Below are 16,942 nucleotides of genomic sequence, written 5' to 3' on the forward strand. Positions count from 1 at the left end.
GCATTGCTCAGCTCGCCTTTCCTCTCGGTTCCCTGACCGGGGCTTGCGGCTTCCGGGTCCGGGCCTTCGGCGTCGCGGTCAGCGCGAGGACACTCACCGCGCAGGTCGCGGCAGCGTAGTACGCCGGGATGTCCACGTTGCCGGTTCGTTCGATCGTCTCCGTGATGATGAGCCCGGCGCAGCCCGAGAACACCGCATTGGACAGGGCGTAGGCGAGTCCCAGCCCCGTATAGCGCACGTTGGTCGGGAACAGTTCCGCGAGCATCGCCGGGCCCGGCCCCGCCATCAGACCCACCACGGCCCCCGCCCCGCACACCGCCGCACCCTTCACGGTGAGGGAAACGCCCGGGTCCTGGAGAAGGTTGAGCAGCGGCACCGCGAGGACCACCACCAGCACCGCCCCCGCCAGCATCACCGGCCGCCGCCCGTACCGGTCGCTGAGCCACCCCGCCGGCACGATCGTCAGCGCGAAACCGAGGTTGGCCAGCACCGTGGCGATCAGCGCCTGCTGGAAGGTCGCGTCCAGCGTGGACTGCAGGTACGACGGCAGCACGACCAGGAAGGTGTACCCGGCCGCCGCCCATCCCATGATCCGCCCGGCACCCAGCGCGATCGCCCCCGCCACCTCGCGCCCCGGTGGCCGCCCGGCCTCCCGCTCCTCCCGGAACGCAGGCGTCTCGTCCAGCCTCAACCGCAGCCACAGGGCACCCAGCCCCAGTGGCAGCGTCATCAGGAACGGCAACCGCCAGCCCCAGTCGCCCAGTTGGCTCTCGGTCAGCACGGTGGCCAGCAGCGCCGCCGCCCCCGCGCCGCCCAGCAGCCCCAGCGCCACCGTGAACGACTGCCACGACCCGTACAGACCGCGCCGCCCGGGTGGCGCGAACTCGGTCATCACCGACACCGCGCCCCCGAACTCCCCGCCCGCGGACAGCCCTTGCAGCACCCTCAGAACCGTCAGCAGCCACGGGGCGAGGGCGCCGACGGTGTCGTAGGTGGGCAGCGCGCCGATCAGCGTCGTCGCCCCGGTCATCAGCGTGATCACCAGGATCAGTACCGGTCGTCGCCCGATCCGGTCCCCGAGCCGCCCGAACAGGGCCGCTCCGACCGGCCGGAAGAAGAACGCCAGCGCGAACGACGCGTACGTCCGCACCAGCGCCTCGACCTCACTGCCGCCCTCCGGCGTGAAGAAGCGCGCCGCGATGATCGTGGCGAAGTAGCCGTAGACCCCGAACTCGTACCACTCGATGAAGTTGCCCACCGAACCCGCGACCAGGGCCCTGCGGGACCGGACCGTGCCGCGGTCGGAGGAAGTCAGCGTCATGTCCGCCCCTTCGAACGTCGTTGGGATGGCGTATTTTTGACTGTCGGTCAGTTTTTCCGGGGCAGGTCGCGGGCCGCTCGCGTCGCCCGCGCGCACCACCTGTCACCCTTCACGGCAACAGCTGCCCGGACCCGCCTCCACTTAGGCAATCCGACGGCTACGCTCGAGGTCTGTACGTCGTTCGGGCGACTTGGGGAGGGAGCGGGATGACGGAGGTACGGCCCACACAGGTCGCCTCGGCCTCCCTGTGGGAGCGCGACGAGGAACTCGCCGCCGTCGAGGGGGCGCTCGACAGCCTGTGCATGGAAAAGTCCTCCTCGGGCAGCCTCCTGGTGCTCCGGGGCGAGGCGGGACTCGGCAAGACCGCGTTGCTGGCCGAAACCCGCCGCATCGCCGAGGCCCGCGGCTGCACGGTGTGGTCCGCCCGCGCCAGCGAGACCCTGAGCTCGGTCCCCTTCAACGTCGTCCGGCAGCTGATGCAGCCCGCCCTGCTGTCGCTGATGCCGGAGGAGGCGCGCGAGTACCTCGGCGACTGGTACGACATCGCCGGACCCGCCCTCGGCATCACGGACCCCGGGGAACGGCAGGCCGACCCGCAGGGTGTCTGCGACGGCCTGGTCGCCGCCGTACGCCGGCTGGCCCGGCGCGACTGGCCGCTGGTGCTGCTGATCGACGACGCCCACTGGGCCGACCAGGAGACCCTGCGCTGGCTCGCCGCCTTCGCCGGACGCCTCGGCGAACAGAACGTCCTGGTCGTGGTGGCCCGCCGCCCCGGCGAGGTCGGCGGCGACAGCGCCCGGCACCTCGACGCCGTCGCCGCCGCGGGGAGCTCCGTCGCCACCCTGAGCGCCCTCACCCCGGACGCGACCGCCGGCCTCACCCGGGCCACCCTCGGCCCGCACGCCGACGCCCCGTTCTGCCGCGAGGTCTGGGCGGTCACCGGCGGCAACCCGTACGAGACCGTCGAACTCCTCGCCAAGGTGCAGGACAGCGAGTTCGAGCCGACCGAGTCCGCGGCCGCCGAGCTGCGCGCCCTGAACCGCGCGGCACGCGGCGGCGGCCTCGTCGCCCGCCTGGAGACACTCGGCATCGAAGCCACCCGTTTCGCCTGGGCGGCCGCCATCCTCGGCACCGGCATCTCCGTCGACCTGGTGGCCGAGCTCGCCACCATGAGCCTCGACGACGCGGTGCGCTGTGCCGACCTCCTGCGCACCGCCCGCATTCTCACCGAGCCCGATCCGGCGGGCGCCCAACCGGACGACGGCGAGCTGGAGTTCGTCCACCCCCTCATCGCCACCGCCGTCTACAACTCCATCCCCGACGCCCTGCGCACCGCGATGCACGGCATCGCCGCCCGCGTCGTCACCGACAACGGACGCGGCGCCGCGGTCGCCGCCCGCCACCTGCTCGAGGTCCACCCGGACAGCGACGAGGAACTCGTCGAGCAGCTGCGCGAGGCCGCCCGCGAACACCTCGCCGTCGGCGCCCCCGACGCGGCCCGCCGCTGCCTGGAGCGGGCCCTGGTGGAACCGCCCCTGCCCGAGGTCCACGCGCGCGTGCTCCACGAACTGGGCGGCGCGACCCTCCTCACCGCGCCCGCCACCACCATCCACCACCTCCAGACCGCCCTGGCCATGCCCGGCCTCGACGGCGACGAACGCGTCGACGCCGTGTACCGCCTCTCCCAGGCCCTGCTCCACAACGACCAGCTGGAGGAGGCCGTCCGCACCGTCGAGGCGGAAGCCGCCCGGCACCGGGCCGGCCCCGCCAGGCTGCGGCTGCAGGCGGTGCAGTTCATGTGGGAGGGCATCCACGCGGGCGAGGAGGCCTACCCGGGGCGCTCCACGCGCCTCGCCGAACTCGCCGGCACCTGCACCGGCCGCGACAACTCCGAGCGCGCCCTGCTCATCCTGCGCGGCTTCGACGCCATGGCCCGCGGTGAGAACGCGGAGGAGGTCGCCGAACTGTGCGACCGCGCCCTCGTCAACGGCCGCCTCGCCCCCGGACTCGGCTGGACCGACCCGGAGTGGGGCCTCGAACTGCTGATGATGCTGGCCAACTCCTACGCCTTCACCGACCGCCTCGACCGGGCGGAGTCCCTCTACAACGAGGCCCTGCGGGCGTACGAGTCCGCCGGCTGGAGCGGCGGCCACCTCGCCCTGGCCCACGCCTACGTCGGCGTCGGACACCGCAGGCGGGGCCGGCTCCGCGAGGCCGAGGCGTCCCTGCGCAAGTCGCTGGCGCTCGCCGAGCGGGTCGGCCGTCGACTGCCCCTGTACTGGTCGGCGACCTGCAACCTTGTCGACACGCTGCTCGCCCGCGGCCATGTCCAGGAGGCCTGGGAGCTCGCCGAGCAGCACGGCTTCGCCCCGCCGTACCCGACCACCATCGTGCTGCCGGACCCGCGCTCGGTCCGCGGCCGTCTGCTCCTCGCCGTCGGCCGCACGAAGGACGGCATCAACGAACTGGAGGCCGCGGAGAAGGCGGCTGCCGTACGCGGCCACAACAACCCGGTCCTGGTCCCCTGGGCGGTCGACCTGGCCCGTGCCCTCGCCAACGAGGACCCGGAGCGCGCCGCCCGGCTGGCCATCGACGTCCGCCGGCACGCCGAGCGCCTCGGCACCGACACCGCCATCGGCGAGGCCCTGCGCTGCGCCGCCGCCCTGGAGACCGGCCAGCGCGCGGTACGCCTCGCCGAACAGGCCGTCACCTATCTGGAGGCCTCGCCCTGCCAGTACGAACACGCCGCCGCCCGGGTCGAGTTCGGCCTCGCCGCGCGCTCGTCGGCGGAGCTGCGGCGCGGGCTGACGCTGGCGCGGTCGTGCGGCGCGGACGGACTGGTGCTGCAGGCGGAGGCGGCGCTGGCCGCGGGAGTGGTGTGACGGCTCAGAGGCTCAGCAGCTGATCGGTGACGGCCGCCAGCCGCTTGCGGACGTCCGGATCGTACGTCCGCTCATGTGCCCGCGCCCGGGACGTCCCGTCGAAGTAGCCGCCCGTGCCCAGGTCCCGGGTGGCGAGGGCCAGGACGCCCGGGGCGCCGTCGGCGACCGTGTGCCGGGGCGTGAAGCCGCCGTCGCGGACCATCGCCGTGTCCATGTGGGTCGCCGGGTGCAGCACGTTGACCGAGACACCCGTGCCGGCGAGTTCCTCGGCGAGGGTGAACGTGTGGGCCGCGAGGGCGAACTTGCTGCGGCAGTACGCCGAGAGTCCGTCGTAGCCGCGGGTCAGCTCGGGGTCGTCGAAGTCGACGGGTTCCTGACCGGCCGAGCCGACGTTCACGATCCGCGCGGGCGCGTTGGCGCGCAGCACGGGGAGCAGGGCGCGGGTCAGGGCGACGGGTGCCAAGTAGTTGACCGCGAGCCGCAGTTCGTGTCCGTCCGCGCCGGTTTCCCGTTCCGACCTGCGCGGCCCGGCGCCCACCGCCGCGTTGTTGATCAGTACGTCGAGCTCGGGATGGGCCCCGGCGACATGGGCAGCCAGCTCACGCACCTGCCCCAGCGAGGCCAGATCCGCGACAAACCCCTCGGCCTCGCCGTCGGCCCGCAACTGCTCGACAAGCCGGTACGTACGGTCCGCGTCCCGTCCGTGCGCGAGGACACGGTGCCCGGAGCGGACCAGCTCGGCGGCGACGTAGCGGCCGAGACCCGAGGTGGCGCCCGTGATCAGAACCGTGGACATGTCTCCACCGTAGGCACGTCGCGCGGGCATGTGCGAGCTGCCGCTGAGGTACGACCGCCAGGGTCACCCTGCTCTCACTGTGCTGTACCCGCGTCCGGCTCCGCCTCCTCGGCCAGCACCCGCTGGGCCGCAGCGAACGCCGAGTTCGCCGCCGGAACCCCGCAGTACACGGCCGTCTGCAGCAGTACGGCCCCGATCTCGTCCGGTGTCAGCCCGTTGCGCCGGGCCGCCCGGACGTGCATGGCCAGCTCGTCGTAGTGGCCGTGCGCGACCAGCGCCGTGAGGGTGATCATGCTGCGTTCGCGGCGGCTGAGCGTCGGGTCGGTCCAGATCTCGCCCCAGGCGTAGCGCGAGATGAAGTCCTGGAAGCGGGCGGTGAAAGGCGTCTGCCGGGCCTGGGCGCGGTCGACGTGCGCGTCGCCGAGCACTTCGCGCCGTACCTCCATGCCCCGCTTGGCACCGCCGCCGAAGTGTGCCCGCAGCGCTGTCAGCACCGCCTCGGGGCACTGCGCGGGTGCCAGATGCGAGGCCCCCGGCAGTTCCACGAGCGTGGCACCGGGCACGGCGTCCGCGATCTCCCGCAGATGAGCCGGCGGGGTCGCGGGGTCCTCGCGCCCGGCGATCAGCAGGGTGGGGGAGTAGATCTCGGGCAGCCGGTCCCGCAGGTCGAAGGCGGCGAGCGCATCGCAGCAGGCGGCGTACGCATCCGGGTCGGCGTCCCGGTGGTCCCGCACCAGCTCCGGCACGGTGAACCCGGACGTGAACCAGCGGGCGTTCGCGCCCTCGGCGAGCCCCGCCAGCCCTTCGCGCCGCACCAGCGCGGCCCGCTCCTCCCACGGCCTGGAGCCGTTGAAGTGCGCCGACGAACAGATCACGGCCAGTGCGGAGACCCGTTCGGGATGGTGCACGGCCAGGTGCAGCCCCACCGCACCACCCAGCGACACTCCCGCGTACGCGAACCGCCCGACGCAGAGTGAGTCGGCGAGCGCGAGCACCAGGCCGGCGAGGTCACCGACGGTCGCGCCCGCGCCGATGAGGCCGGCCGCCGAGCCCCCGTGCCCCGGCAGATCCCAGCGGACCACCCGATGGCCGATCGACAGCTCGGGCGCGACCTTGTCCCACAGGGCGTACGAGGTGCCGAGCGAGGGCCCCAGCAGCAGCGGGGGAGCGGAAGTGGGACCTTCGGCACGGTGGTTGAGGAGTTTGCCGGTCAACGTCGCTCCAGAGCACGGTCGGTGAGGGCTCCGGCGGAGCCGGTGTAGTGGGTGGGATCGAGGTCGACGTCCGCCAGCTCCGGCGCCTCACCCAGCGGGCGGCCCTCGGACGCCAGCCGGGTCAGGAGTTCCTTCGCGCGGGCCCGCCCCAGCACGGGAGCCAGCTCGGCGGACAGCCGCTCCGAGACGATCAACCCGTGGGTGAGATCCAGGTGTTCGCGCATGACGTCGGCCGCGACCCGCAGTCCCCCGGTCAGCTCGACGGCATCCCGGGCGGCCCCGCCGACCAGCCGCAGCAGGTCCCTGAGCGGCTCCCACTCGGCGTGCCAGGCCCCGGCAGGCCGCTCGTCCTCGGCCGCCAACGAGCCGTACAGCGTGGCCGCGAGCTGAGGCGCCCGCCGCGCGGCGGACGCGATCAGGGTGGACCGTACGGGATTGGACTTGTGCGGCATGGCGGACGAGCCCCCACCGCTGCCCTCCGCGACCTCGGCGATCTCGGTGCGGGAGAGGGTGAGGACGTCCACGGCGAGCTTGCCGAGCGCCCCCGCCGTGAAGGCGAGGCACCCGGCGAGATCGGCGATGGGCGTGCGCAGGGTGTGCCAGGGCAGCTCGGGCGCCCGCAGGCCGAGTTCGCGGGCGTACGCTGCCGGCAGCGCGGTCGGATCGCTCGCGCCGTACGTCCCGAAGGCCGCCAATGTCCCGGCGGCACCGCCGAGTTGGGCGGGCAGTGAGTCCCGTACGGCAGTCACCCGGTCCCGTGCGTCCAGCACCAGCGACCGCCAGCCGGCCGCCTTGAGCCCGAACGTCGTCGGTACGGCGTGCTGGGTGAGCGTCCGCCCGGGCATCGCGGTGTCACGGTGCTCGGCGGCCAGCCCGGCCAGGGCCTGCTGGGTGCGGTCGAGGTCGGCCAGCATTAGGTCCAGCGTGCGCGCCGCGACCAGCATCGTCGCCGTGTCCAGGATGTCCTGGCTGGTGGCGCCCCGGTGGACGTACGGGCCGTACTCCTCGCCGACCGCCTGCGTCAGGTCGGCGACCAGTGGGATGACCGGGTTGCCGCCCGCGCGCGCCCGCTCGGCGAGGGACCGTGCGTCGAAGCGCGTCGCCTCGGCCGCCTCCGTGACCGCTCGAGCCGCGTCGGCCGGGGCCTGCCCCAGTGCGGCCTGTGCCCGCGTCAGCGCGGCCTCGGCGTCCAGCAGTGCCTGGCGATAGGCGCTGTCGCCGGTCGCGGAGGCGGCGGGGGAGCCCGTCCACCCGGGGGCGAGCAGGCCGGTTTCGGCATCGGGAGAAGTCACTGGTACTCCAGGAAGACCGTCTCGCCTTCGCCCTGAAGGCGTATGTCGAAACGGTATGTCCCCTCACCCTGCTGCCGTGCGATCAGCGTGTCGCGCCGCTCGTCCGGTACCCGGGAGAGCAACGGGTCGGCGGCGAGGGCCGCCTCGTCGCCCGGCAGATAGATGCGGGTGTACAGGTGTACCAGCAGGCCGCGCGCGAAGACGCACACGCTGAGATACGGCGCGCTCTGCCCGCGCGGGCCGGGCCGTAGCGTCCGCGCGGTCCAGTGCCCGTTGGCGTCGGTCTGGATGCGGCCCCAGCCGGTGAACTCCACGCCGTTGCGGCCCAGATAGCCGCCGCTCGCCGGGTCGCGCCGGATCGAGCCGTCGACCTGCGGGACGTTCCCGTGTGGGTCGGCGCCCCACAGTTCCACGAACGCGTCCGGCAGCGGATTGCCCTCGCCGTCGCTGATGTAGCCCTGGAGGGCGATCGTGTCCGGGTGGCCGATCGGGGCGATGTCGCCGCCGCCGGGGAAGGGCAGGGCGTGTCCGTAGAAGGGGCCGACGGTGTGCGACGGGGTGGGGAGCACGGTCTCCGGGCGGCTCGTGTCGATCTTCGTCATGGCAGGTCAGCGTCCCTCTTCGGTCCAGGTGGCGTTCGGTCCGTCGAGGACGATGTCCCAGTGGTAGCCCATCGAGAACTCCGGCACCGACAGGCCGTGGTCGTAGGTGGCGACCAGCCGCTGGCGGGCCGTGTCGTCCGTCACCGACTGGATGATGGGGTCGTAAGGGAACAGCGGGTCGCTCGGGAAGTACATCTGCGTCACCAGCCGCTGGGTGAACGCCGTGCCGAACAGCGAGAAGTGGATGTGGGCCGGCCGCCAGGCGTTGACGTGCTGGCGCCACGGATACGGGCCCGGCTGGACGGTGGTGAAGCGGTAGAAGCCGCTGTCGTCGGTCAGGGTGCGGCCGACGCCGGTGAAGTTCGGGTCCAGCGGGGCGTCGTGCTGCTCGCGCTGGTGGGCGTAGCGGCCGGCCGAGTTGGCCTGCCAGACCTCGACGAGCTGGCCGCGGATGGGGCGGCCGTCACGGTCGAGGAGCCGGCCCTCGACGGTGATGCGCTCGCCGATCGGCTCTCCCGTGTGCTGCCGGGTCAGGTCGTTGTCGATCTCGGTGATGTCCCGCTCGCCGAAGGCGGGGGAGTGCAGCTCCACCAGCTCCGGGTCCTTGCTGACATCGATCGTGACCGGCGGCTGCTTCGGGTGGCGCAGGACGGAGGAGCGGTAGGGGGTGTAGTCGCGGCGCGGGTGGTGCTCGACGGGGGCTCCGTCGGCGATCCGCTTCTCGTACGCGGCGTGCTCGGCCGCGATCTCCCGGTCGATGTCGTGCTGGGTGAGAGTCATGGGGATCCTGCGTTTCGTTAACGTTCGAGGACGAGGGCGAGGCCCTGGCCCACGCCGATGCAGAGGGTGGCGACGCCGACTCCGCCGCCCTTGCGGGCGAGCTGGTGGGCGACGGTGCCGGCGAGACGGGCGCCGGACGCGCCCAGCGGGTGGCCGAGGGCGATGGCGCCGCCCCGGGGGTTGAGGATCGCCGGGTCGAACTCGGGCCACTCGGCGACACAGCCCAGCACCTGGGCGGCGAAGGCCTCGTTCAGCTCCAGCACGGACAGGTCGCCGAAACCCTTGCCCGCCTTGGCGAGCGCGCGGTTGACGGCCTCGACGGGGGCGAGTCCGAAGTAGTCCGGGTCGAGGGCGTTGACGCCGGTCGCGGAGATCCGGGCGAGCGGCTCACGTCCGGTGGCCCTCAGGCCCGCCTCGTCGACGAGGAGCAGCGCGGCGGCGCCGTCGTTCAGCGGGGAGGCGTTGCCCGCGGTGACGGTCCCTCCCCCAGCCTTCGGCCGGGGGGACCCCCAACTCGCTTCGCTCGCGGTGCGGAAGGACGGCTTGAGCTTCGCCATCGCCGCCAGGGACGCATCCGGCCGTACGCACTCGTCGGCACCGAAGACGACCGGGTCGCCCTTGCGCTGCGGGATGCTCACCGGCGCGAGCTCGGCGTCGAAGAGGCCCTCGGACTGCGCCCGGGCCGCCTTTTGGTGGCTGTGCAGGGCGAACTCGTCCTGCTGCGCTCTGCTGATCTTGTGCTTCTCGGCGATGAGTTCGGCCGACTCGCCCAGCGGGATCGTCCACTGCGGCGCCATCCGCGGGTTGACCATGCGCCAGCCCAGGGTGGTGGAGAACAGTTCGGTGTGGGCTGCCGGGAAGGGCTTGTCGGACTTGGGCAGCACGTAGGGTGCCCGGGTCATCGACTCCACACCACCGGCCACGACGATCGAGGCGTCCCCGGCGGCGATGGCGCGGGCCGCCTGGATGACCGCTTCGAGGCCCGACGCGCACAGCCGGTTGACCGTCACACCGGGCACCGAGGTGGGCAGGCCCGCCAGGAGCGCGGCCATGCGGCCGACGTTGCGGTTCTCCTCTCCGGCGCCGTTGGCGTTGCCGAAGTACACGTCCTCGATCCGGGACGGGTCCAAGTCGGGCGTGCGGCCCATGAGTTCACGGATGACGTGGGCGGCCAGGTCGTCCGGGCGGACCGAGGCGAGGGCGCCGTTGTAGCGGCCGATCGGGGTGCGGACCGCGTCGACGAGGTAGACGGTGTTCACAGCAGACCCTCCGCGACGGTGAGTTCGGCGTCGGTGGCGGCGATGATCTCGTCGACGGCCACACCCGGCGCGGTCTCGACGAGGAGCAGACCGTCCGCTGTCACGTCGAGCACGCCGAGGTCGGTGATGATCCGGTTCACGCAGCCCTTGCCCGTGAGCGGCAACGCGCACTCGGCGAGGATCTTGGGGCTGCCGTCCTTGGCGGTGTGGGTCATCACCACGATGACGGTGCGGGCCCCGTGCACGAGGTCCATCGCACCGCCGATGCCGGTGATCATCTTGCCGGGGATCGCCCAGTTCGCCAGGTCACCGGTGGCCGAGACCTGCATGGCGCCGAGCACGGCGACATCTATGTGCCCGCCGCGGATCATCGAGAACGACAGCGCCGAGTCGAAGAAGGAGGCACCCGGCAGGACCGTCACGGTCTCCTTGCCGGCGTTGATCAGGTCCGGGTCGACCTGCTCCTCGGTCGGGTAGGGGCCTGTGCCCAGGATGCCGTTCTCGGACTCGAGGATCACCTCGACGCCGGGCGGCAGATAGTTCGGGATCAGGGTCGGCAGGCCGATGCCGAGATTGACGTACTGGCCGTCCCGGAGCTCGCGAGCGGCCCGGGCGGCCATCTCTTCCCGCGTCCACGCCATGGCTAGCTCACCGTCCCGTCCGCCAGGGGCGCGGAAACCGTGCGCCGCTCGATCTGCTTGTCGGCCGCCTGCTCCGGCGCGAGCGCCACGACCCGCTGCACGAAGATGCCCGGCAGATGCACCGCGTCCGGATCGATCTCGCCCGGCTCCACGAGTTCCTCCACCTCGGCGATCGTCACCCGCCCGGCCATCGCGGCCAGCGGGTTGAAGTTCCGGGACGACTTGTTGAACACCAGGTTCCCGTGCCGGTCGCCCTTCCACGCCCGCACCAGGGCGAAGTCGGTACGGATTCCGCGCTCCAGCACGTACTCGGTGCCGTCGAACTCCCGCACCTCCTTCGGCGGCGAGGCGAGCGCGACCCCGCCGGAGTCGTCGTAGCGCCACGGCAGCCCGCCGTCGGCGACCTGCGTGCCCACCCCGGCCGGCGTGTAGAACGCGGGAATCCCGGCCCCGCCGGCCCGCAGCCGCTCGGCCAGCGTGCCCTGCGGGATCATCTCGACCTCCAGCTCACCGCCCAGGTACTGGCGGGCGAACTCCTTGTTGGCGCCGATGTACGAGCCGGTCACCCGGGCGATCCGGCCCGCGGACAGCAGCACCGCAAGCCCCGACTCCATCGCCCCGCAGTTGTTGGAGACCACCGACAGCCCGCCCACCCCGCGCTCGTACAGCGCCTGGATCAGCACGTTCGGCACACCGCTCAGCCCGAAGCCACCCACCGCGAGCGACGCGCCGTCACCCACATCGGCCACCGCCCCCAGGGCCGTGGCGACCACCTTGTCCATCCGAGAAGCCCCATCTCTTCCGAGCGCTCAGTACCAAGTTAGTCAGCGCACTGAGTATTTCTGCGAGGTTGCGTCTCACGCTGCCACCGGAGTGCGAAGCCGTCAAGAGCTCGGCAAATGCGAACGTCATGGGGTCGAGGGCGCGAGGACAGGCGAGTGGAGCTCCGGTATTGTTCAGTGCACCGACGATTTCGACCAGGGGAGCACGCATGGCCGCCGTGGACCTCACCACCCACCCCGGGCATCTGGCCCGGCGGCTCCAGCAGGCGCACCACCTGCTCTGGAACACCATGGTCTCGGAGGAGATCACCTCGCCCCAGTTCGCCGTCCTCAACACACTCGTCGCCGAGCCGGGCCTGGACCAGCGGACGGTGGGGGAGCGGGTCGGGCTCGACCGGTCCACGATCGCCGAGGTGATCAGCCGGCTCGGCCGCCGCGGGCTGCTCGACAAGGTCCGCGACCCCCAGGACGGCCGGCGCTTCCTGCTGCGTCTCACGGACGAGGGGCTGCGCACGCACAAGAAGCTGACCGTGCGCACGGCCCGGATGAACCAGGTCTTCCTGGCCCCGCTCTCCGCCGACGAGCAGGCACTCTTCTTCGACCTGATCCGCCGCGTCGCGGACGCGGCGGAGGGGCTCCGCAACCCGGCGGAACCCCTCGTCGCTCACCCCTGATCCCGCACTTCTGGGCACTCGGACGCTTAGTGCGCCTTCGCGAACACCACCCACACCTGGCCGTCCGGGAAGGTCATCCGCTTGCCGGCACCGGTCGTGAACGTGGTGCCGTCCGTGGCCTTGGGGCGGTTCCAGTTGACGTCGTAGGCGCGCCCGTCCCGCAGCACCCGCGCCTTCCCGGAGCCGACCGTCTCGGTGTACGGCGTGTAGTGGCCCAGCGTGTCGTGGAAGTCGGACTTGCGCACCTTCACGTACTGCAGGACGACCGTCGGGGCCCCGAGCCGCTTGCCGTCCGACGCCACGGCGGCTTTGCCGTCCATGGCGACCAACCAGCGGTTCTGGCTTCCGGACCAGGTGAACGTGTACTGGGCCAACTTGTAGCGCACCGTCTGCGAGGCCGTGGCCTTGCCGCCCGCCGGGGCGGCGCCGAAGCGGAAGCCGGTCGTCAGGGCGTCCCTGCCCGGCGCGGAGGGCATCAGCCGCTGGGGTCGTAGGAAGAGGTTGTGCGGCGCGGGCCGGTCGTTGCCGCGGAAGTAGGCGCCGGCCGCCTTCTCGGGTGGCTCCGCCTGTACGGAGGCCTTGTCGATCAGCGGCATGAGCTTTCCCTGCGCCCCGGAGAAGGCGAGGGTCGGCTTGTTGAACTGGGCCAGCAGCTCCAGATCGGACTCGCGTGCGCTGCGCACCGGCCCGACGGCCTTCGGCAGCTTCGTCGCGTACACCGCCATGAGGCGGCTCAGTCCGCCCTCGACCGGCTCGACGTACACGATGTCCGCGGCGTTCAGGCCGGTGTGGGGCCGGGCCGCGCGGGCGTTGTCGATCTTCACGGCCAGTACCGAGGGGCCGTTCGCCCGGCTCTCGCCCTCGCTCGGCGTCGACGCATGCGGCCGGCCGCGGCCGTCGTCGCCCGGTTCGCCCGACGTCGTGCATCCCGCCGCCAGGGATGCTCCCAGCGCGGCGGCCAGCAGCCCCGCCATGGTCGTGACGCGTCTGGAGCGCGCCCCTCGTTGTCTGCCCACCGTTTCCACTCGCACCCAACCCACCCACCCTGTGTCATCAATAGTGCGCTTATCTGTTCATAGGTGACATACCCGATCGGCTGGGAATGCCCGCGCCAATCCGCCGATCGGCCCTGGCGCGGCGAGCCGGCCGGCGTACAGCGCACGGCCGGCTCGCGGACGGATCACCGGCCCGCCCGCACGGTTCGGCGAAGGAGCGCAGGGGTACCCGGCGGCCACCGAACGAGCGAACGCGCAGTTGTTCCGGAGGGAGCGCGGGCGATGAGGGCAGTGACCTGGCAGGGCAAGCGGGACGTACGCGTGGAGACCGTGCCCGATCCGGGCATCCAGGAGCCCACGGACGTGGTCATCCGCATCACGTCCACCGGGCTGTGCGGCTCCGACCTGCACCTGTACGAGGTGCTCACGCCGTTCATGACACCGGGGGACATCCTCGGCCACGAACCGATGGGCATCGTCCAGGAGGTCGGGGCCGGGGTGCCGGACCTGCAGGCGGGGGACCGCGTCGTGGTGCCGTTCCAGATCGCCTGCGGCGACTGCTGGATGTGCCTGACCGGTCTGCCGACCCAGTGCGAGACCACCCAGGTCAGCGGCGAGGGCATGGGCGCCGCCCTGTTCGGCTACACCCGTCTGTACGGCGCGGTGCCCGGTGCCCAGGCCGAGTATCTGCGGGTCCCGCAGGCGCAGTTCGGTCCGATCAAGATCCCGGAGGGGCCGCCCGACGACCGGTTCGTCTACCTCTCCGACGTGCTGCCCACCGCCTGGCAGGCGGTCCGCTACGCCGAGGTCCCGAAGGGCGGCAGCGTCGCCGTGCTCGGCCTCGGCCCCATCGGCGACATGGCCTGCCGGGTCGCCCAGGTCCAGGGCGCCGGGCGGGTGTTCGGCGTGGACCTGGTGCCCGAGCGGCTGCGCAGGGTACGCGAGCGCGGGGTCGAGACGTTCGACCTCAGGAGCTTCCACGACGAGAAGGAACTCGTCGCCGCCATCCGCGACGAGACCGACGGCCGTGGCCCCGACGCCGTCATCGACGCGGTCGGCACCGAGGCGCACGGCAGCGCCGCCGCCCGGCTGGCCCAGCAGGCCTCCGCGATGCTGCCCCGCAAGCTGAGCGCCCCGCTCGCCGAACGCTTCAGCGTCGACCGGCTCGCCGCCCTCTACACGGCCATCGACCTGGTGCGGCGCGGTGGGACCATCTCCCTGTCCGGCGTCTACGGCGGCACCGCGGACCCGATACCGCTGCTCACCCTGTTCGACAAGCAGGTCCAGATCCGGATGGGCCAGGCCAACGTGCGCCGCTGGAGCGACGACATCATGCCCTACCTGACGGACGAGGACCCGCTCGGCGTCGACGACTTCGCCACCCACCGCGTGCCGCTGAGCGAGGCCCCGCACGCGTACGAGATGTTCCAGCGCAAGCAGGACGGCGCGGTCAAGGTGCTGATGCAGCCGTGATCCGCGCTCCCGCCGCTCGTCAGGCCTGCGGCGCGAAGATCTCCGCCAGGTCGTAGCGGACCGGCTCCTCCAGCTGCGCGTAGGTGCAGCTCTCGGGCGTGCGGTCCGGGCGCCAGCGGCGGAAGCGGGCCGTGTGCCGGAAGCGGGCACCGTTCTCCATGTGGTCGTACGCCACCTCGGCCACCCACTCCGGCCTGAGCGGCACCCAGGACAGGTCCTTCTTGCCCGACCAGCGGCTCGGCGCGCCCGGCAGCCGCGCCGACTCGTGGGCCGCCTCGTCGGCCCAGGCCGCCCAGGGATGCCCCGCGGCATCCGCCATGCGCAGCGGCTCCAGCTCTTCGATCAGCTCGGCACGCCGCTTCATGGAGAACGCGGCCGACACGCCCACGTGCTGGAGGGCGCCCCGGTCGTCGTGGAGGCCGAGCAGCAGGGAGCCCACGACCGGGCCGCTCTTGTGGAGGCGGTAGCCCGCGACGACGACGTCCGCCGTCCGCTCGTGCTTGATCTTGAACATGGCCCGCTCGTTCTGGAGATAGCGCAGCGTGAGGGGCTTCGCGATGACCCCGTCCAGGCCCGCCCCCTCGTACTGCTCGAACCACCCCTGGGCCGTGTCGACGTCGGTCGTGGCCGGCGCCACATGCACGGGCGCCGTCACCCCCGACAACGCCATGGTGAGCGCCGCCCGCCGGTCCGCGAGCGGCACCTCGAGGAGCGACTGGTCCGCCAGCGCCAGCAGGTCGAAGGCCACGAACGACGCCGGCGTCCGCTCGGCCAGCGTCCGCACCCGGGAGTCGGCCGGGTGGATGCGCTCGGTGAGCGCGTCGAAGTCCAGCCGCCCCTCGCGCGCGATGACGATCTCCCCGTCCAGCACGCACCGCTGGGGCAACCGCTCCTTCAGCGCCGCCACCAGCTCGGGAAAGTACCTGGTCAGCGGCTTGCCGGTACGGCTGCCCAGCTCGACCTCGTCCCCGTCGCGGAACACGATCGCCCGGAACCCGTCCCACTTCGCCTCGTACTGCATGCCAGGCGGAATCTTCGCCACCGACTTGGCGAGCATCGGCTTCACGGGCGGCATCACCGGCAGGTCCATGCAGACGATTCTGCTCGCATCCGGCTGCCGTCGCCCGGTGTGCGCGGCATGCGCCGTGCGCCTACCGTGTCTCGCATGGGCGAAGCGGTGGAACTGGAAGCGGGCGGCCGGACCGTGCGCCTGTCCAACCCGGGCAAGATCTTCTTCCCCGAACGCGGCTTCACCAAGCTGGACCTCGCCCGCTACTACATCGCCGTCGGTCCCGGCATCCTGCGCGCCCTGCGCAACCGGCCCACCACCCTGGAGCGCTACCCGGACGGGGTGACCGGCGAGTGGTTCTACCAGAAGCGGGCGCCCAAGAGCATGCCCGACTGGATCCCCACCGCCCACATCACCTTCCCCAGCGGCCGCAGCGCCGACGAGATGTGCCCCACCGAGGAGGCCGCGGTCCTGTGGGCCGCCCAGTACGGCACGCTCACCTTCCACCCCTGGCCGGTCCGCCGCGACGACGTCGACAGCCCCGACGAACTGCGCATCGACCTCGACCCGCAGCCCGGCACCGACTTCGACGACGCCGCCCGCGCCGCCCATGAACTGCGCGCCGTACTCGACGAGTTCGGCGGCCTGCGCGGCTGGCCCAAGACCTCCGGCGGCCGCGGCCTGCACGTCTTCGTGCCCATCGAGCCGCGCTGGACCTTCACCCAGGTCCGGCGCGCCGCCATCGCGGTCGGGCGGGAGATGGAGCGCCGGATGCCGGAGCACGTGACGATCAAGTGGTGGAAGGAGGAGCGGGGCGAGCGCATCTTCATCGACTACAACCAGACGGCCCGCGACCGCACGATCGCCTCCGCCTATTCCGTACGGCCCCGCCCGCACGCCCCGGTCTCGGCGCCCCTGCACTGGGAGGAGGTCGGCGAGGCGCACCCCCAGGACTTCGACCTCGTGACCATGCCCGCGCGCTTCGCCGAACTCGGCGATGTGCACGCGGACATGGACGACCACCGCTTCTCGCTGGACGCCCTGCTGGAGCTGGCCAACAAGGACGAACGCGACCACGGACTCGGCGATCTGCCGTACCCGCCCGAGTATCCGAAGATGCCGGGCGAGCCGAAGAGAGTGCAGCCGAGCCGGGCGAAGAAGGAGGCGCCCCCGTCGGAGGAGCCTCCCTCAGAACCCACGGCTCCTTGATCTCCTGCTTGCC

The 16,942-nt window shown here is 72.3% G+C and carries 15 protein-coding genes; 4 read left to right on the plus strand and 11 right to left on the minus strand.

Going from position 1 to position 16,942, the window contains the following annotated elements; all coding sequences use genetic code 11:
• Positions 1–7: 7 nt before the first annotated feature.
• On the minus strand, positions 8–1,321 hold the full coding sequence (locus ACZ7M7_RS13610) for an MFS transporter (RefSeq protein WP_472115922.1): 1,314 nt from the start codon (positions 1,319–1,321) through the stop codon (positions 8–10).
• A 206-nt stretch (positions 1,322–1,527) separates the two neighbouring features.
• On the opposite strand from ACZ7M7_RS13610, the gene ACZ7M7_RS13615 reads away from it, so the two are divergent.
• On the plus strand, positions 1,528–4,203 hold the full coding sequence (locus ACZ7M7_RS13615; protein WP_472115925.1) for an ATP-binding protein: 2,676 nt from the start codon (positions 1,528–1,530) through the stop codon (positions 4,201–4,203).
• Positions 4,204–4,207: 4 nt separating this feature from the next.
• Here ACZ7M7_RS13615 and ACZ7M7_RS13620 read toward each other — a convergent pair whose 3' ends face one another.
• From ACZ7M7_RS13620 to ACZ7M7_RS13655, 8 genes are all read right to left on the minus strand, one after another.
• Complete coding sequence (locus tag ACZ7M7_RS13620) at positions 4,208–4,999, minus strand: SDR family NAD(P)-dependent oxidoreductase (protein ID WP_383622111.1); 792 nt, start codon at positions 4,997–4,999, stop codon at positions 4,208–4,210.
• 74 nt (positions 5,000–5,073) lie between these two features.
• Positions 5,074–6,213 carry a bifunctional 3-oxoadipate enol-lactonase/4-carboxymuconolactone decarboxylase PcaDC gene (gene pcaDC / locus ACZ7M7_RS13625; protein WP_472115928.1) on the minus strand — a complete coding sequence of 380 codons (1,140 nt, stop codon included), beginning with the start codon at positions 6,211–6,213 and terminating at the stop codon, positions 5,074–5,076.
• Positions 6,210–7,505, minus strand: a complete 1,296-nt coding sequence (gene pcaB, locus ACZ7M7_RS13630; RefSeq protein WP_472115931.1) for a 3-carboxy-cis,cis-muconate cycloisomerase — start codon at positions 7,503–7,505, stop codon at positions 6,210–6,212. The genes pcaDC and pcaB overlap by 4 nt, the downstream gene beginning before the upstream one ends.
• A complete protein-coding gene (gene pcaG, locus ACZ7M7_RS13635) occupies positions 7,502–8,107 on the minus strand; it encodes a protocatechuate 3,4-dioxygenase subunit alpha (RefSeq protein WP_472115934.1) in 606 nt (201 codons plus the stop codon). The genes pcaB and pcaG overlap by 4 nt, the downstream gene beginning before the upstream one ends.
• A 6-nt stretch (positions 8,108–8,113) precedes the next feature.
• Positions 8,114–8,887 (minus strand): protocatechuate 3,4-dioxygenase subunit beta, encoded by a 774-nt coding sequence (gene pcaH, locus ACZ7M7_RS13640; RefSeq protein ID WP_472115937.1) that lies wholly within the window; start codon positions 8,885–8,887, stop codon positions 8,114–8,116.
• Between the two features lie 17 nt (positions 8,888–8,904).
• On the minus strand, positions 8,905–10,146 hold the full coding sequence (locus ACZ7M7_RS13645) for a thiolase family protein (protein ID WP_472115940.1): 1,242 nt from the start codon (positions 10,144–10,146) through the stop codon (positions 8,905–8,907).
• A complete protein-coding gene (locus ACZ7M7_RS13650; protein WP_383600583.1) occupies positions 10,143–10,787 on the minus strand; it encodes a CoA transferase subunit B in 645 nt (214 codons plus the stop codon). Before ACZ7M7_RS13650 ends, ACZ7M7_RS13645 begins: the two co-directional genes overlap by 4 nt.
• Before the next feature lie 2 nt (positions 10,788–10,789).
• Positions 10,790–11,569, minus strand: a complete 780-nt coding sequence (locus ACZ7M7_RS13655) for a CoA transferase subunit A (RefSeq protein ID WP_472115944.1) — start codon at positions 11,567–11,569, stop codon at positions 10,790–10,792.
• Between the two features lie 209 nt (positions 11,570–11,778).
• Here ACZ7M7_RS13655 and ACZ7M7_RS13660 point away from each other — a divergent pair, with 209 nt between their 5' ends.
• Positions 11,779–12,243, plus strand: coding sequence for a MarR family winged helix-turn-helix transcriptional regulator (locus ACZ7M7_RS13660; RefSeq protein WP_451176648.1), 465 nt, complete (start codon positions 11,779–11,781; stop codon positions 12,241–12,243).
• 26 nt (positions 12,244–12,269) lie between these two features.
• Here ACZ7M7_RS13660 and ACZ7M7_RS13665 read toward each other — a convergent pair whose 3' ends face one another.
• On the minus strand, positions 12,270–13,217 hold the full coding sequence (locus tag ACZ7M7_RS13665) for a DUF3048 domain-containing protein (RefSeq protein ID WP_472116654.1): 948 nt from the start codon (positions 13,215–13,217) through the stop codon (positions 12,270–12,272).
• Positions 13,218–13,520: 303 nt separating this feature from the next.
• On the opposite strand from ACZ7M7_RS13665, the gene ACZ7M7_RS13670 reads away from it, so the two are divergent.
• Positions 13,521–14,711 carry a zinc-dependent alcohol dehydrogenase gene (locus tag ACZ7M7_RS13670; protein ID WP_472115948.1) on the plus strand — a complete coding sequence of 397 codons (1,191 nt, stop codon included), beginning with the start codon at positions 13,521–13,523 and terminating at the stop codon, positions 14,709–14,711.
• A gap of 19 nt (positions 14,712–14,730) precedes the next feature.
• On the opposite strand, the gene ACZ7M7_RS13675 is transcribed toward ACZ7M7_RS13670, so the two are convergent.
• Complete coding sequence (locus ACZ7M7_RS13675) at positions 14,731–15,801, minus strand: ATP-dependent DNA ligase (RefSeq protein WP_383600571.1); 1,071 nt, start codon at positions 15,799–15,801, stop codon at positions 14,731–14,733.
• Positions 15,802–15,876: 75 nt separating this feature from the next.
• Here ACZ7M7_RS13675 and ligD point away from each other — a divergent pair, with 75 nt between their 5' ends.
• Positions 15,877–16,929, plus strand: coding sequence for a non-homologous end-joining DNA ligase (gene ligD / locus ACZ7M7_RS13680; protein WP_472115951.1), 1,053 nt, complete (start codon positions 15,877–15,879; stop codon positions 16,927–16,929).
• The last annotated feature ends 13 nt before the right edge of the window (positions 16,930–16,942 follow it).

The sequence above is a fragment of the Streptomyces sp. NPDC111606 genome (assembly GCF_055656945.1).

Excerpts from the sequence above, each read along its gene's own strand:
- ACZ7M7_RS13665 (WP_472116654.1), bottom strand. The coding sequence starts at position 13,217 with ATGGCGGGGCTGCTGGCCGCCGCGCTGGGAGCATCCCTGGCGGCGGGA.
- ACZ7M7_RS13675 (WP_383600571.1), bottom strand. The coding sequence starts at position 15,801 with ATGGACCTGCCGGTGATGCCGCCCGTGAAGCCGATGCTCGCCAAGTCG.
- ACZ7M7_RS13620 (WP_383622111.1), bottom strand. The coding sequence starts at position 4,999 with ATGTCCACGGTTCTGATCACGGGCGCCACCTCGGGTCTCGGCCGCTAC.
- pcaG (WP_472115934.1), bottom strand. The coding sequence starts at position 8,107 with ATGACGAAGATCGACACGAGCCGCCCGGAGACCGTGCTCCCCACCCCG.
- ACZ7M7_RS13655 (WP_472115944.1), bottom strand. The coding sequence starts at position 11,569 with ATGGACAAGGTGGTCGCCACGGCCCTGGGGGCGGTGGCCGATGTGGGT.
- ACZ7M7_RS13650 (WP_383600583.1), bottom strand. The coding sequence starts at position 10,787 with ATGGCGTGGACGCGGGAAGAGATGGCCGCCCGGGCCGCTCGCGAGCTC.
- ACZ7M7_RS13670 (WP_472115948.1), top strand. The coding sequence starts at position 13,521 with ATGAGGGCAGTGACCTGGCAGGGCAAGCGGGACGTACGCGTGGAGACC.
- ACZ7M7_RS13660 (WP_451176648.1), top strand. The coding sequence starts at position 11,779 with ATGGCCGCCGTGGACCTCACCACCCACCCCGGGCATCTGGCCCGGCGG.
- ligD (WP_472115951.1), top strand. The coding sequence starts at position 15,877 with ATGGGCGAAGCGGTGGAACTGGAAGCGGGCGGCCGGACCGTGCGCCTG.
- pcaH (WP_472115937.1), bottom strand. The coding sequence starts at position 8,887 with ATGACTCTCACCCAGCACGACATCGACCGGGAGATCGCGGCCGAGCAC.
- ACZ7M7_RS13610 (WP_472115922.1), bottom strand. The coding sequence starts at position 1,321 with ATGACGCTGACTTCCTCCGACCGCGGCACGGTCCGGTCCCGCAGGGCC.
- ACZ7M7_RS13615 (WP_472115925.1), top strand. The coding sequence starts at position 1,528 with ATGACGGAGGTACGGCCCACACAGGTCGCCTCGGCCTCCCTGTGGGAG.